Origin of the sequence: Streptomyces sp. NPDC091377, from assembly GCF_044757045.1 — a bacterium.
In the GTDB taxonomy this organism is placed as follows: Bacteria; Actinomycetota; Actinomycetes; order Streptomycetales; family Streptomycetaceae; genus Streptomyces.
This window is the reverse complement of record NZ_JBIVUE010000006.1, coordinates 53,680-67,418: the sequence shown is the minus strand read 5'-3', so window position 1 is coordinate 67,418 and position 13,739 is coordinate 53,680. Positions and strand designations below refer to the sequence as shown.

Annotated in this window: 11 protein-coding genes and 1 pseudogene; 3 read left to right on the top strand and 9 right to left on the bottom strand. The window is 72.0% G+C overall.

What is annotated here, in order from left to right; genetic code table 11:
* Positions 1–40: 40 nt before the first annotated feature.
* Both ACIQNG_RS15025 and ACIQNG_RS15020 read left to right on the top strand, forming a co-directional pair.
* Positions 41–1,297 (top strand): Tat pathway signal protein, encoded by a 1,257-nt coding sequence (locus ACIQNG_RS15025; RefSeq protein WP_401485202.1) that lies wholly within the window; start codon positions 41–43, stop codon positions 1,295–1,297.
* Between the two features lie 17 nt (positions 1,298–1,314).
* Positions 1,315–1,863, top strand: coding sequence for an N-acetyltransferase (locus tag ACIQNG_RS15020; protein WP_401485201.1), 549 nt, complete (start codon positions 1,315–1,317; stop codon positions 1,861–1,863).
* A 10-nt stretch (positions 1,864–1,873) separates the two neighbouring features.
* Here the strand turns inward: ACIQNG_RS15020 and ACIQNG_RS15015 are convergent.
* Positions 1,874–2,116: pseudogene (locus tag ACIQNG_RS15015) on the bottom strand (citrate/2-methylcitrate synthase); the annotation flags it as partial.
* Positions 2,117–2,430: 314 nt separating this feature from the next.
* Here ACIQNG_RS15015 and pdxH point away from each other — a divergent pair.
* Positions 2,431–3,123, top strand: coding sequence for a pyridoxamine 5'-phosphate oxidase (pdxH, locus tag ACIQNG_RS15010; RefSeq protein ID WP_401485199.1), 693 nt, complete (start codon positions 2,431–2,433; stop codon positions 3,121–3,123).
* A gap of 23 nt (positions 3,124–3,146) precedes the next feature.
* On the opposite strand, the gene ACIQNG_RS15005 is transcribed toward pdxH, so the two are convergent.
* The 8 genes from ACIQNG_RS15005 to ACIQNG_RS14970 all read right to left on the bottom strand — a co-directional run bounded on the left by ACIQNG_RS15005 (position 3,147) and on the right by ACIQNG_RS14970 (position 13,703).
* On the bottom strand, positions 3,147–3,749 hold the full coding sequence (locus ACIQNG_RS15005) for a TetR/AcrR family transcriptional regulator (RefSeq protein WP_401428325.1): 603 nt from the start codon (positions 3,747–3,749) through the stop codon (positions 3,147–3,149).
* An 82-nt stretch (positions 3,750–3,831) separates the two neighbouring features.
* Positions 3,832–4,566, bottom strand: a complete 735-nt coding sequence (locus ACIQNG_RS15000; protein WP_401485691.1) for an enoyl-CoA hydratase family protein — start codon at positions 4,564–4,566, stop codon at positions 3,832–3,834.
* A 26-nt stretch (positions 4,567–4,592) separates the two neighbouring features.
* Positions 4,593–6,191 carry a 4-coumarate--CoA ligase family protein gene (locus tag ACIQNG_RS14995; RefSeq protein ID WP_401485197.1) on the bottom strand — a complete coding sequence of 533 codons (1,599 nt, stop codon included), beginning with the start codon at positions 6,189–6,191 and terminating at the stop codon, positions 4,593–4,595.
* 158 nt (positions 6,192–6,349) lie between these two features.
* Positions 6,350–7,483 carry an acyl-CoA dehydrogenase family protein gene (locus ACIQNG_RS14990; protein WP_401485195.1) on the bottom strand — a complete coding sequence of 378 codons (1,134 nt, stop codon included), beginning with the start codon at positions 7,481–7,483 and terminating at the stop codon, positions 6,350–6,352.
* Positions 7,484–7,541: 58 nt separating this feature from the next.
* On the bottom strand, positions 7,542–9,497 hold the full coding sequence (locus ACIQNG_RS14985) for an acetyl/propionyl/methylcrotonyl-CoA carboxylase subunit alpha (protein WP_401485191.1): 1,956 nt from the start codon (positions 9,495–9,497) through the stop codon (positions 7,542–7,544).
* Between the two features lie 5 nt (positions 9,498–9,502).
* A complete protein-coding gene (locus tag ACIQNG_RS14980) occupies positions 9,503–11,101 on the bottom strand; it encodes an acyl-CoA carboxylase subunit beta (protein ID WP_401485189.1) in 1,599 nt (532 codons plus the stop codon).
* Entirely contained in the window at positions 11,098–12,819 is a 1,722-nt protein-coding gene (locus ACIQNG_RS14975) for an acyclic terpene utilization AtuA family protein (protein ID WP_401485689.1), read from the bottom strand. Before ACIQNG_RS14975 ends, ACIQNG_RS14980 begins: the two co-directional genes overlap by 4 nt.
* 89 nt (positions 12,820–12,908) lie before the next feature.
* On the bottom strand, positions 12,909–13,703 hold the full coding sequence (locus ACIQNG_RS14970) for a TIGR03084 family metal-binding protein (protein ID WP_401485187.1): 795 nt from the start codon (positions 13,701–13,703) through the stop codon (positions 12,909–12,911).
* Between the last annotated feature and the right edge of the window lie 36 nt (positions 13,704–13,739).

Here is a 13,739-nt window from a genome sequence, read left to right as displayed (position 1 = left end):
CCTTTACTTTCTGTCCGACCGCAAGCCTTAACGTTCTGTCATGGTGGAGACACGGAACGAGATGCTCGGTGAGTGGCTTGAGGACCACGGAATGAAGGTCAGAGAGCTGGCCGCCAAGGTCAACACCGAGATCGGCGACCTGACAGGGCGGCCCGGAGCGGTTGAGCCGAGCCACATCTACAAGCTGCTCCGAGGTGAACACCGGTCACCGAACTCCGTGCTGAGGACTGCTTTAGAGAGAGTGACCGGTCGAACGTATGTTGAGTTAGGGTTCGTCCCGCGGGGGAGGATAGAGACAAACTCTCTACCTCCAGAGGATGATCCCTTGTACCGACGAACTCTCATGACCGCGGCTGCCGCCGCCGTTATTCCGGGCAGGGCAGAGCCGCGCCGCAACCGCCTAAGCTCCGACGATGTGGCGGGGTTCCAAGCCGCTCTCTCGGCATGGGTCGTAGAGGACGACAGGTATGGCGGCACTCCTGAGATAGAGCAGCACTCAGCAGACCTCGCGCGCAAAGTGGTTGAACTCCAGAAGGCCCATACCGCATCAGCACGCATTCGCTCTGAGCTGTACATGCTGGCCGCCGCATTCGCCAACAACGCCATGTGGGCCGCCATCGACGGCCGCAGACTCGATGTGGCCGAACAGCACATGGACAAGACGATCCGCCTCGCCGGCCTGTCCGGTGACGCTGCCACCGAGTTTCGGGTCTGGAGCCACGCCTGCGTCCTCTACATCCAACTGGACCGTCCGACAGACGCCCTCGCAGCGGCCGAGCGGTGCAAAGTGACATCTATCACCCGAAGCGATCCGCTGTTCGCGTCACAGGCCATGGCGCGGCTCGCGGTGGCTCACGCAGGGCTCCGGGATGTCACCAACACCAGGCGCTATCTGGACCTCGCCCAGAAGGCACTGAATCGCGCGCCCGAGAAGCGTCGTCCAAGCTGGTTCGACTACTACGACCAAGCAGAACTCGACCATCTCGCCATGCGCGCCCATATGATCCTGGAGCAGTGGCCCGAGGCCGAAAGGCACGCGCACCGAAGCCTGTCATTCCTACGCCCAGCCATGCGGCGCAACCATGCATTGGTCGCGTCGAATCTTGCCACAGCTCAACTCCACCAAGGGGAACTCGAACAGGCTGTGGCCACTGCGCAGGCCATCCCGGACGAGATGCTGCGGCGCCCCCGTATCCGCAGGCTCATTGACCCTTTCACCAGCCTGGCCAGCACCGCGGCCCCCACCAGCCCCGAGGTCTGCGACTGGCAGGCCCGTTATCGAACGGCAGTCATATGACGGAGTCCAAATCACTGATGCTGCTGCGCACCAGTGACGTAGAGAAGTACCGGCAACTCTTCCTGAACGTCCACGCGGAAGTCCGGGGCGATTTCGGATTGATGAACCAGTCGTTCAACGCAGTGGACAGATTTGACGAGCGGCTGTCTCGCTACGCCTCCCGACCTGGCTGGGAGGCCGTCATCGCCTTCCACGGCGACGAGCCGGCCGGATACGTCTTCGGAGTCCCACTCGCTCCCGGCTCGTTGTGGTGGTCAACCATGCACCAGGCGCCGACGGAGGAGTTCACAACAGAGACGGGGAGCCGGACCTTCGCTGTCAACGAAGTCCTTGTACGGGAGGCACACCGAGGTACTGCTGGCAGAGGCGCATCCCGCGCGCTGCATGAGAAGCTACTGGCCGAGCGCACTGAGGCACGTGCCACGCTACTTGTAGATCCCGGCAGCTCCGGCGGCCGAGTGAAAGCGGTGTACGAGTCCTGGGGGTACCGGGACATCGGCCCCCAGCAGCCGTTCGACGACTCACCGACCTTCGCGACAATGCTGCGGGATCCCTTGCACCGGTAGCCGGTCCTCGCCCGGAGTGCACGGGCAGCGGGAACGGCTCGGCGGGCGGCAGACCGGGGTCGAAGGCGCCGTCGACGAGCAGGCCCCAGACATTGCCGAAGGACACCTGGCCGACCAGGTCCTCGATATCCACACCGCGGTACCGCAGGGCACCGCCTTCCTTGTCCGGTTCGGCGATCTCCGTCTCGAACGCGACGACTCCTTCGAGTCCGGGCACGAAACCGGGTACGAAACCGGGTACGACTTCGGACATCAGACGGCTCCTTGGGATGCGTACGGGCGGTGACTCGGGGTGGGTACGGCGGTGACTCGGGGTGGGTACGGCGGATGGGAAGCGGCGGGGCCCGGAGGCCGGCGGCCGGCAGGCCGGGACGGGTGCGTCGGACGGATCCACGGTCCTCGGGACTCGCGGTCCTGGGCGTCACCCTGGTGATGCCCGTGCGGGCGGCGGTCATCCGACCGGACGGCACCCAGCACGATAGTCGTGAGTGCCATCTTTGGGGAGAGGGCGCGGCACTGAGTGCCATGTGGTGATCAAGGCCACTCCGACGCATCGGGCGCCGACCGATGCGGCAAGATACCCGCGTGACCGATCGCGATCTCGATCCCACCGCTCCCGATCCCGCCTCGATGCGTATGCAGTACCGGGCCGAGGGCCTGGCCGAGGGGGACCTGGCGGCCACGCCGGTGGAGCAGTTCGCGCGCTGGTTCCGGCAGGCGGCGACCGAGGCGCGGCTCTTCGAGCCGAACGCGATGGTGGTGTCCACGGCGGACGCCGAGGGCCGGCCCAGCTCCCGCACAGTGCTGCTGAAGCACTTCGACGCGCGGGGCTTCGTCTTCTACACCAACTACGACTCCCGCAAGGGCCGCGACCTGACCGCGAACCCCTACGTCTCCCTGCTCTTCCCCTGGCATCCGATGGCCCGGCAGGTCATCGTCTCGGGCACGGCCGAGCGCACCGGGCGGGACGAGACCGCCGCGTACTTCCGCTCCCGCCCGCACGGCTCCCGGCTCGGCGCCTGGGCCAGCCCCCAGTCCTCGGTGGTCGCGGACCGCGCCGAACTCGACGCCTCGTACGCCGCGTTGGCGACCCGCTACCCGGAGGGCGAGCAGGTGCCGGTGCCGCCGCACTGGGGCGGGTTCCGGGTGGTGCCGGGGACGGTGGAGTTCTGGCAGGGCCGCGAGAACCGGCTCCACGACCGGCTGCGGTACGTGGCCCGGCCGGACGGGGCGTGGGAAGTGGAGCGGCTGGCTCCCTGAGGGAGGAACGCGCGAGGGTCGGCTCAGCTCAGCTCCCGTTCCACCATCTCCCCCCACTGGGCCACCACCCGCTCGCGGCGGGCCGCGTCATCGGTGAGGAGATTGGCGAGGCCGAGGCCGCGGGCCATGTCCAGGAGGCCCTGGACGGTCTCGCGGACGCCGGGGCGGGTCTCGTCGGCGGCGAGGAGTTCGACCGCGATGCGATGGGTCTCGCGGCCGACGCGGGCCTCCAGCTCGGTGACCCGGACGCGCAACTGCTCCTCGTCGGACGCGGCGACCCACAGGTGCAGGGCCGCGCGGAACAGCGGGCCCGTGTAGAGGTCCACCAGCGCGGCGACCACCGCGCGCCGGTCGTCGGCCGCGCCGTCGGGGAACAGGGCGCGCAGGGCGGTCGAGCGTTCCTCGGCGACGTACTCGACGGCCGCGGTGAACAGGTCCTCGCGGGTCGGGAAGTGGTGCTGCGCGGCGCCCCGGGAGACGCCCGCGCGTTCGGCGACGGCGGAGACCGTGGAGCCCGCCCAGCCGTGCTCGGCGAGACAGGCCACGGCGGCCTCCAGGAGCCGCTGCCGGGTGGCGCGGCTGCGGTCCTGCTTGGGTGCGCGGTCGACCGTGCCCGTACCGCCCATGCCGGTCACCTCCGCACCCGCCTCACGTCACTCGTGCTCACGTCATCTGCGCTCACAGCACCTGCGCTCACGTCATCTGCGCTCACAGCACCCATCGCGGATCCCGTCGTTCCAGGAAGGCCGTCATCCCCTCGCGGGCCTGCGGGGAGGCGAACAGCCGGGCCGAGAGCGCGGTCAGGGCGTCCGCGTCCCGGTCGAAGGACTCCAGCACCCTAGCCGTGAGGAGTCGTTTGGTCTCGGTCAGGGCGCGCGGCTCGGCGGCGCGCAGCCCGTCGAGGACGGGGGCGAGTACGGCGTCCACGTCCGGGCCCGAGGCCGTGACCAGGCCGATCCGGGTGGCCTCGGCGGCGTCGAAGCGTTCCCCGGTGAGGTAGTAGCGGGCGAGGGCGCGCGGGTCGGTACGGTCCAGCAGGGGCAGGGAGATCACGGCCGGGGCGACCCCGACGCGGACCTCGGTGAAGGCGAAGCTCGCGGTGTCGGCGGCGGCGGCGAGATCGCAGGCGGCCAGCAGACCGAGGCCGCCCGCGCGGGCATGTCCGGTCACCCGGGCGACGACCGGCTTCGGCAGCTCCACCAGGGCCCGCAGCAGACCGACGAGGGCCTCGGGCGCGGGCGGGTTCCGCAGATCCGCGCCCGCGCTGAAGGTGGTGCCGGTGTGGGTGAGGACGACCGCGCGGACCCCGTCGTCCCCGCCGCAGTCGGCGAGCGCGCCGGCCAGTTCGGCGACCAGGGCGGCCGACAGGGCGTTGCGGTTGTCCGGCGAGTCGAGGGCCAGTGTCTCGACGCCCCTTGCGCGCGTACGGCCGATCAAGGCCATGGTCATGGCTTCTTCCCCCTCTGCCCTCACGGCCGCTCCCGCAGTTCGCGCAGTTCGCGCAGTTCGCGCAGTTCGCGCCGGAGTATCTTCCCGGAGGCCGCCCGGGGCACCCCGTCGATGAACGTCACCCGCCGCACCCGCTTGTACGGGGAGACGCGCTCGGCGACATACGTCATCACCTCGTCCTCGGTGAGGTCGGCGGCGGACGGCTGGCGGACGACGTAGGCGTGCGGGACCTCGTTGCCGTCGTCGTCGTGGCCGCCGATGACGGCCGCGTCGGCGATGCCGGGGTGGGTCAGGAGCAGGGCCTCCAGTTCGGCGGGGGCCACCTGGAACCCCTTGTACTTGATCAGCTCCTTGACCCGGTCCACGACGAACAGCCAGCCGTCCTCGTCCACCCGCCCGACGTCCCCGGTGTGCAGCCAGCCGTCCGGGTCGATCATCTCGGCGGTGGCCTCGGGGCGGCCGAGGTAGCCCTTCATCACCTGGGGGCCGCGGATGAGGATCTCGCCGCGCTCACCGGGGCCGAGGTCCCGGCCGGGGTCGTCCAGGGAGACGATCCGCATCTCGGTGCCGGGGATCAGTCGGCCGACCGTGCCGGACGGCGCCTCGCGCATCGCGGCCAGGGGCACGACGTGGGTCCCCGGGGAGAGTTCGGTCATGCCGTACGCCTGACCCACCGGCGGCAGGTTCAGCCGGCGCGAGCAGGCCGTGGCGAGGGTCGCGTCCAGCGGGGCGGCGGCGCTGATGATGTACCGCAGGCAGGACAGGTCGTAGCGCGCGACCGCCGGGTGCTTGGCGAGGGCGAGGACGATCGGCGGGGCGACGTACAGCCCGGTGATGCGGTGGTTCTGGATGGCCGCGAGGAAGGTCTCCAGCTCGAAGCGGGGCAGCACCACGACGGTGGCGCCCTGCTTCAGCGGGGCGTTCATCAGGGCGGTCAGCCCGTAGATGTGGAAGAACGGCAGGACGGCGAGGATGCGGTCGCCGGGGCCCGAGGGCATCACGGAGGTCGTGAGCTGGGCGAGGTTGGTGGCGATCTGCCGATGGGTGAGCATCACGCCCTTGGGGGTGCCGGTGGTGCCCGAGGAGTACGGCAGCACGGCCACGTCGTCGACCGGGTCGAGGTCGACGGCCGGCTCGGGCCCGGTACCGGCGAGCAGGTCGGCGAGGGAGCGATGGCCGGGCGCGCTGTCGCAGACGAAGATCTCCCGCACTCCCCCGGCGAGTTCCGCCGCGCGGCGGGCCGACGCCAGCAGCGGGGACACGGTGACGATCCAGCGGGCGGCGGAGTCGGTGAGCTGCTTCGCGAACTCCTCGGGCGTGGCGAGCGGATGCACGGTGGTGACCGAGGCGCCCGCGCGGGTGGCGGCGTAGAACGCGGTCGGGAACGCCACGGTGTTCGGGCTGTGCAGCGCGAGCACGTCCCCCTTGCGGACGCCCGCCTCCGCGAGTCCGGCGGCGACGCGCCGGTGGAAGCGGTCTACCTGCGCGTAGGTGAGGGTGGTGCCGTCCGTGCCGTCGATCAGCGCGGGCGCGTCGCCGAACTCGGCGGCACGGCCCAGCACGGCGTCGTGGATGGGCAGGTCGACCGGGGGGACATCCGCGTACTGGCTCCGGAACATCGTTCCTCCTCGCACGACGCTGTGCTGGGTCGGAAGAGCTGTGCTGGATCGGGAGAGCTGCCTGGATCGGGGAAGCTGTGTCGGATCGAGAGAGCTGTGCCGGATCGGGGAAGCTGGGCTGGATCAGGAGAGCTGTGCCGGCCGGTGTTTCAGGGGGCTCAGTAGGACTTGGGCAGGCCCAGGGATTGGTGCGAGACGTAGTTCAGGATCATTTCCCGGCTCACCGGTGCGATACGCGCCACCCGTGCGGCCGTGATCAGGGAGGCGAGCCCGTACTCGCGGGTCAGGCCGTTGCCGCCGAGGGTGTGCACGGACTGGTCGACGGCCTTCACGCAGGCTTCTCCGGCCGCGTACTTGGCCATGTTGGCGGCCTCGCCCGCACCGGCGTCGTCGCCCGCGTCGTACAGCGCCGCCGCCCGCTGCATCATCAGGCGGGCCAGTTCCAGTTCGATGTGGGACTGGGCGAGCGGGTGGGCGATGGCCTGGTGGGCGCCGATGGGGGCTTGCCAGACGGTGCGTTCACGCGCGTAGGCGACCGCCCGGGACAGCGCGTACCGTCCCATGCCGATGGCGAACGCGGCGGTCATGACGCGCTCCGGGTTGAGTCCGGCGAACAGCTGCAGCAGCCCGGCGTCCTCGTCGCCGACCAGCGCCTCCGACGGCAGCCGTACGTCGTCCAGGACCAGCTCGAACTGCTTCTCGAAGGCGTGCAGTTCCATGTCGATCGGGTGACGGGTGAAGCCCGGCGCGTCGCGCGGGACGATGAAGAGACAGGGCTTGAGGCGGCCCGTGCGGGCGTCCTCGGTGCGGCCGACGACGAGCGTCGCGTCGGCTATGTCGACGCCGGAGATGAAGACCTTGCGGCCGGCCAGGAGCCAGTCGGCGCCGTCGCGGCGGGCGGTGGTGGTGATGCGGTGGGAGTTGGAGCCGGCGTCCGGCTCGGTGATCCCGAACGCCATCGTCCGGGTGCCGTCCGCGAGGCCGGGCAGCCAGGCGCGTTTCTGGTCCTCGGTGCCGAAGCGGGCGATGACCGTGCCGCAGATGGCCGGGGAGACGACCAGCATGAGCAGGGGGCAGCCCGCGGCGCCGAGTTCTTCGAGGACGATGGAGAGTTCGGTGATGCCGCCCCCGCCTCCGCCGTGTTCCTCCGGAAGGTTGACGCCGAGGTAGCCGAGCTTCCCGGCCTCCGACCAGAGGTGCCGGCGGTTGTGGTCGCGGCCGTGGCGGGCGCCTAGGGCCGCGACGGCGGATCGTAGGGCCTGGTGTTCCTCGGACTCTGTGCTGGTGGGCATGAGGGCTCCGTCCGGGTACGGGTTCGATGGGGCTGGTCGCGCAGTTCCCCGCGCCCCTTCAGGTGGGTCGCACCACCGCCAGCAGCGCGGCGAGGTTCACCTGTTGGCCAGGGGTCACGTTCAGGGCGGTCAGGGTTCCTGTCACCGGGGCCGTGATCCGGTGCTCCATCTTCATCGCCTCCAGCCACAGCAGCGGCTGCCCGGCCTTCACCTCGGCCCCCTCCGCCAGCCCCTCCGCCACCCGGATCACCGTGCCGGGCATGGGGGCGAGGAGGGAGCCGGGGGCGTGCTGGGCGGTGGGGTCGGGGAAGCGGGGGACGGGGGTCAGGGGGGTGTTGTCGACGTAGACCCGGTCATCGCCGTAGCGCGCGACCGCGAATGTGCGGCGCAGCCCGCCCGCTTCCAGGACGACCCGGTCCGCGGCCACCTCCAGAACCCGTACCCCGTCCGCCTCCAGGCCGCCCGCGCGCGTGTGGCGGTACCGGGCCTCGTGTTCCTCGCCCGCCATCACATACCGCTTGGACGCGGGCCGGGAGGGGACGTTGCGCCAGCCGCCGAAGCGGGAGCGGCCGTGGCTGTCGGCGAGGGCGGCGGCCAGCGGGGCGAGCGGGTCGGCGGCGGGGACGGTCAGGTCGGCGAGGTGGCGGTCGTAGAAGCCGGTGTCCATACGGGCGGCCGTGAACTCCTCGTGGCGCAGGGAGCGGACGAGGAGGTCCCGGTTGGTGGCCGGGCCGTGGACGGCCGTGCGGTCCAGGGCGCCGGACAGCTTGCGCAGGGCCTCCGCGCGGGTGGGGGCGTGGGCGACGACCTTGGCGATCATCGGGTCGTAGTGGACGCCGATGGTGTCGCCGTCGGTGTAGCCGGTGTCCAGGCGGACGCCGTCGGGGGCGGCGAGGCGGTGCAGGGTGCCGGTCTGCGGGGTCCAGTCGCGGGCCGGGTCCTCGGCGTACAGGCGGGCCTCGACGGCGTGGCCGCGCGGGGGCGGCGGCTCGGCGGGCAGGGCGTGGCCCTCGGCGATCCGGAGCTGTTCGGCGACCAGGTCGATGCCGAAGACGGCCTCGGTGACGGGGTGTTCGACCTGGAGGCGGGTGTTCATCTCCAGGAAGTGGGCCCGGCCGTCGGCGACGAGGAACTCGACGGTTCCCGCGCCGACGTACTCCACCCGGCGCGCGGCCCGCTCGGCGAGGGTGTACAGCTCCTCCGTCAGCCCCGGGGGCAGGCCCGGCGCCGGGGCCTCCTCCACGACCTTCTGGTGGCGCCGCTGGAGGGAGCAGTCCCGGGTGCCGAGGGTCCACACGGTGCCGTGGGTGTCGGCGAGGACCTGCACCTCGACATGACGGCCGTGCTCGACGTACGGCTCCACGAAGACCTCGCCGTCGCCGAACGCGCTCGCCGCCTCGGCGCGGGCCGCCGCCAGGGCGTCGGGGAGCCGGTCCAGGTCCCGGACGATCCGCATCCCGCGTCCGCCGCCGCCCGCCGCCGCCTTCACCAGGACAGGGAGGTCGGCCTCGGTGACCTCGCCGAGGGGGGCGAGCCCCATCAGTTCCTTGGCGCGGGTCTTGGACGCCATCGCCTCGATCGCCTCGGGCGGCGGTCCGATCCAGCGCAGTCCGGCGTCCCGCACCGCGCGCGCGAAACCGGCGTTCTCGGAGAGGAAGCCGTAGCCGGGGTGGACGGCGTCGGCCCCGGCGGCCAGCGCCGCCCTCACGATCAGGTCACCGCGCAGATAGGTGTCCGCGGGCGCGGAGCCCGGCAGTCGTACGGCGGTGTCGGCCGTGCGCGTGTGGAGCGCGCCCTCGTCCGCGTCGGAGTGGACGGCGACGGTCCGGACACCCAGGTCGCGGCAGGTGCGGAAGATCCGGACGGCGATCTCGCCCCGGTTGGCGACCAGCAGGGTGGAGATCGGGAACGCCGGAGGGGGTGTGGGGGTCGTGGAAGTCCCAGGGGTCACGGGGTGCACGGGGTTCAGGGGGTTTACGGGGTTCAGGGGGCTCTTGGGAGTCACGGGGGTCATCCGCCTCACATCCGGAAGACGCCGAAGCCGCCGCGCACGCCGTCGTAGGGCGCGGTGTGCAGGGCGGAGAGACACAGGCCGAGGACCGTACGGGTGTCGCGCGGGTCGATGACGCCGTCGTCGTACAGCCGCCCGGACAGGAACATCGGCAGCGACTCCGACTCGATCTGCCCCTCGACCATCGCGCGCAGGGCGGCGTCGGCCTCCTCGTCGTAGGGCTGTCCCTTGGCCGCCGCCGACTGCCGGGCGACGATCGACAGGACGCCCGCGAGTTGCTGCGGGCCCATCACGGCCGACTTGGCACTCGGCCAGGCGAACAGGAAGCGCGGGTCGTAGGCCCGGCCGCACATGCCGTAGTGGCCGGCGCCGTAGGACGCGCCCATGAGGACGGAGAGGTGGGGGACCCGGCTGTTGCTGACGGCGTTGATCATCATGGCGCCGTGTTTGATGATGCCGCCCTGCTCGTACTCCTTGCCGACCATGTAGCCGGTGGTGTTGTGGAGGAAGAGCAGCGGGATGTTCCGCTGGTTGGCGAGCTGGATGAACTGGGCCGCCTTCTGCGACTCCGCGCTGAAGATCACGCCTTGGGCGTTGGCGAGGATGCCGACGGGGTAGCCGTGCAGCCGGGCCCAGCCGGTCGCCAGGCTCGTCCCGTACAGCGGTTTGAACTCGTCGAAGTCGGAGCCGTCGACGATCCGGGCGATCACCTCGCGCGGGTCGAAGGGGACCTTGAGATCGCCGGGGACGATGCCGAGCAGTTCCTCGAGGTCGTACTTGGGCGGCTCCGCCGGGCCCGGATCGTCGTACGCCTTGCGGTGGTTGAGGCGGGCGACCACCCGGCGGGCCTGGCGCAGGGCGTCGGGCTCGTCCACCGCGAAGTGGTCGGCGAGGCCGGAGGTGCGGGCGTGCATCTCGGCGCCGCCGAGCGACTCGTCGTCGCTCTCCTCGCCGGTCGCCATCTTCACCAGCGGCGGACCGCCGAGGAAGACCTTGGCCCGCTCCTTGACCATGATGACGTGGTCCGACATGCCGGGGATGTACGCGCCCCCGGCGGTGGAGTTGCCGAAGACGACGGCGACGGTGGGGATCCCGGCCGCCGATAGCCGGGTGAGATCGCGGAAGACGGCGCCGCCCGGGATGAAGATCTCCTTCTGGGACGGCAGGTCGGCGCCGCCGGACTCCACCAGGCTGATGCAGGGCAGCCGGTTGGCGAGCGCGATGTCGTTGGCGCGCAGCGCCTTCCGCAGGCTCCACGGGTTGCTGGCACCGCCGCGCACGGTCGGGTCGTTGGCCGTGATCAGACACTCCACGCCGGACACCACACCGATCCCGGTGACGAGCGAGGCGCCCACCGGGTACTCGCTGCCCCAGGCGGCCAGCGGCGACAGTTCCAGGAACGGGGTGTCCGGGTCGAGCAGCAGTTCGACGCGCTCGCGGGCGAGGAGCTTGCCGCGCCCCCGGTGCCGCGCCACATACTTCTCGCCGCCGCCCGCCAGCGCCTTGCCGTGCTCGGCGTCCAGCGCGTCGAGCTTGGCGAGCATGGCCTCACGGTGGGCCCGGTGGTCGGGGTCGGCGGGGTCGAGCGCTGTCTTCAGCACGGTCACAGCAGGGCCTCCGGGATGTCCAGGTGGCGGGAGCGCAGCCATTCGCCGAGCGCCTTCGCCTGCGGGTCGAAACGGGCCTGCGCGGCGACGCCCTCGCCGAGGATCCCCTCCACGACGAAGTTCAGGGCCCGCAGCCGGGGCAGCGCGTGGCGGCTGACGGGGAGGTCGCGGCTGTCCGGGATCAGTTCCCTGAACCGCGCCACGGTCAGCTCGTGCGCCAGCCATCGCCAGGCGTCCTCCGACCGCGCCCACACGCCGACGTTGGCATTCCCGCCCTTGTCCCCGCTCCGGGCCCCGGCGACCAGCCCGAGCGGCACCCGCCGGGTCGCCCCCACCGGGAACGGTTCGGGGAGGCCGGAGGGTTCGTGGGGGCGGCCGTCGGGCTCGGGGAGTGGTTCGAGTACGAGGGTCTCGGCGGGCGGGGTCACCGGCACGCGGCGGCCGTCGGGCAGGACGGCGATGTGGTCGACGCGGGACTGGGGGACGTACGCCTCCTCGAACACCCCGTAGGGCGAGCCCTTCCCCGGCGGGGCCAGTACATGGAACCCGGGGTAACTCCCCAGGGCCAGTTCCACGGCCGCCCCGCTCAGCGCCCGCCCGACCTTCGTCTCGTCGGGATCCCGTACGACGAGCCGCAGCAGCGCGCTCGCGGTCTCCTCGGTGTCGGCGTCGGGCCGGTCGGTCCTGACCAGGTCCCAGCGGACCTCCGCCGGTGGCGACGTGGCCAGCGCGTCCTGCAACTGCGCCCGCACCAGCGCCGCCTTGGCCTCGATGTCGAGGCCGGTGAGCACAAAGGCAACCTCGTTGCGGAACCCGCCGAGCCGGTTGAGCCCGACCTTGAGCGTGGGCGGCGGGGCCTCACCGCGCACCCCCTCGATCCGCACCCGGTCCGGCCCGTCCTGCCCGAGCCGTACGGTGTCCAGCCGCGCGGTGACATCGGGCCCGGCGTACCGGGCCCCGCCGGTCTCGTACAGCAGTTGCGCGGTGACGGTGCCGACGTCCACGACACCGCCGGTACCGGGGTGCTTGGTGATCACGGAGCTGCCGTCGGCGTGGATCTCGGCGAGCGGGAAGCCGGGCCGCCGCAGCAGCAGCGCGCTCGGTCCTGCCCCTTCGGCTCCGAGGCCGGTTCCGAGGCCGGTTCCGAGCGGGCTTCCGAGCGCGCTTCCGAGGCTGGTGAAGAAGGCGTAGTTGCCGCCGGTGGCCTGGGTGCCGCACTCCAGGACATGCCCGGCGACCACGGCCCCCGCCAGCCGGTCGTGGTCGGTGGGGGCCCAGCCGAAGTGCGCGGCGGCGGGGCCGGTGACCAGCGCCGCGTCCGTCACCCGCCCGGTCACCACGATCTCGGCGCCCGCGCGCAGACAGGCCGCGATACCGAAGCCGCCGAGGTAGGCGTGGGCGGCGAGGCTGCCGGGGTGGTCGGCGGTGCGGTCGTCGCCCTCGACATGGGCGACCCGTACCGGGATCCCCAGCCGGTCCGCGAGCCCCCGCACGGCGTCGGCGAGCCCCGCCGGGTTGAGCCCCCCGGCGTTGGTCACGATCCGCACGCCCCGCTCCTGGGCCAGCCCCAGGCACTCCTCCAACTGCCGCAGGAACGTGCGCGCGTACCCGGCCCCCGGGTCCTTCAGCCGGTCCCGCCCCAGGATCAGCATGGTCAGCTCGGCGAGGTAGTCCCCGGTCAGCACATCCAGCTCACCGCCGGTGAGCATGTCCTTCATCGCGTCGAAGCGATCGCCGTAGAAGCCGGAGGCGTTCCCGATGCGCAGTGGCTCCGGTCGTGGGCGCCCCGGTGGTTCCGGGGCGGCGTTCACGCGCCGTCCGCCTTCGGCGCGCGCCCGGCGCCGGGCGGGCCCGCGAACGCCTGCGCGATGTCCAGCCACCGGTCGGCGTCCGGCCCCTCGGCACGCAGCCCGAGGTCGGCGCGGTGGGCCCGCTGGGTGACGAGGAGGCAGAAGTCGAGGGCGGGCCCGGTGACCCGCTGCCCGGCGTCCTCGGGCCCGTACGCCCACGGCTCACCGGACGGGGCGGTCAGTTCCACCCGGAACTCGTCCTCCGGCGCGGTCAGCCCACGCGTCCCGAACGCGAAGTCCCGGGTGCGCACCCCGATCCGGGCCACATGCCGCAGCCGGTCCGTCGGCTCCCGTACGACGCCGAGCGCGTCCGCGATGTCCTGGCCGTGCGCCCAGGTCTCCATGAGCCGGCCCGTGGCCACCGCCCCGGCGGACATCGGCGGCCCGTACCAGGGATAGCGGGCGCCGGACGGCGCGGCCCGCAGCGCCGCGTCCAACGCGGCCCGCCCCTCCCGCCAGCGCGCGAGCACTTCGGCGGGCGGCAGCGCGGCCCCCTCCTGCGCCCCCTCGTCCACGAACGTCTCCGGCGACGCCATCGCCTTCTCCACCAGCGCCGCGAACCCGTCCTGGTCCGTCACCGCCAGCAGCGCCGAACGGTCGGTCCACGCCAGGTGGGCGATCTGATGGGCGACGGTCCAGCGTGGCGCGGGGGTCGGCAGCGCCCAGCGCTCCGGCCCCAACTCCCCCACCATCCGGTCGAGTTCAGCGCTCTCGGCACACAGGTCAGCAAAGACGGGCGTCGGATCGGCCATGCGCACGAGGGTGTCAGCGCCCCCGGAACAAATCAA

Excerpts from the sequence above, each read along its gene's own strand:
- ACIQNG_RS14970 (WP_401485187.1), bottom strand. The coding sequence starts at position 13,703 with ATGGCCGATCCGACGCCCGTCTTTGCTGACCTGTGTGCCGAGAGCGCT.
- ACIQNG_RS15025 (WP_401485202.1), top strand. The coding sequence starts at position 41 with ATGGTGGAGACACGGAACGAGATGCTCGGTGAGTGGCTTGAGGACCAC.
- ACIQNG_RS14975 (WP_401485689.1), bottom strand. The coding sequence starts at position 12,819 with ATGAAGGACATGCTCACCGGCGGTGAGCTGGATGTGCTGACCGGGGAC.
- ACIQNG_RS14990 (WP_401485195.1), bottom strand. The coding sequence starts at position 7,483 with ATGCCCACCAGCACAGAGTCCGAGGAACACCAGGCCCTACGATCCGCC.
- ACIQNG_RS15000 (WP_401485691.1), bottom strand. The coding sequence starts at position 4,566 with ATGGCCTTGATCGGCCGTACGCGCGCAAGGGGCGTCGAGACACTGGCC.
- pdxH (WP_401485199.1), top strand. The coding sequence starts at position 2,431 with ATGCGGCAAGATACCCGCGTGACCGATCGCGATCTCGATCCCACCGCT.
- ACIQNG_RS14985 (WP_401485191.1), bottom strand. The coding sequence starts at position 9,497 with ATGACCCCCGTGACTCCCAAGAGCCCCCTGAACCCCGTAAACCCCCTG.
- ACIQNG_RS15020 (WP_401485201.1), top strand. The coding sequence starts at position 1,315 with ATGCTGCTGCGCACCAGTGACGTAGAGAAGTACCGGCAACTCTTCCTG.
- ACIQNG_RS14995 (WP_401485197.1), bottom strand. The coding sequence starts at position 6,191 with ATGTTCCGGAGCCAGTACGCGGATGTCCCCCCGGTCGACCTGCCCATC.
- ACIQNG_RS15005 (WP_401428325.1), bottom strand. The coding sequence starts at position 3,749 with ATGGGCGGTACGGGCACGGTCGACCGCGCACCCAAGCAGGACCGCAGC.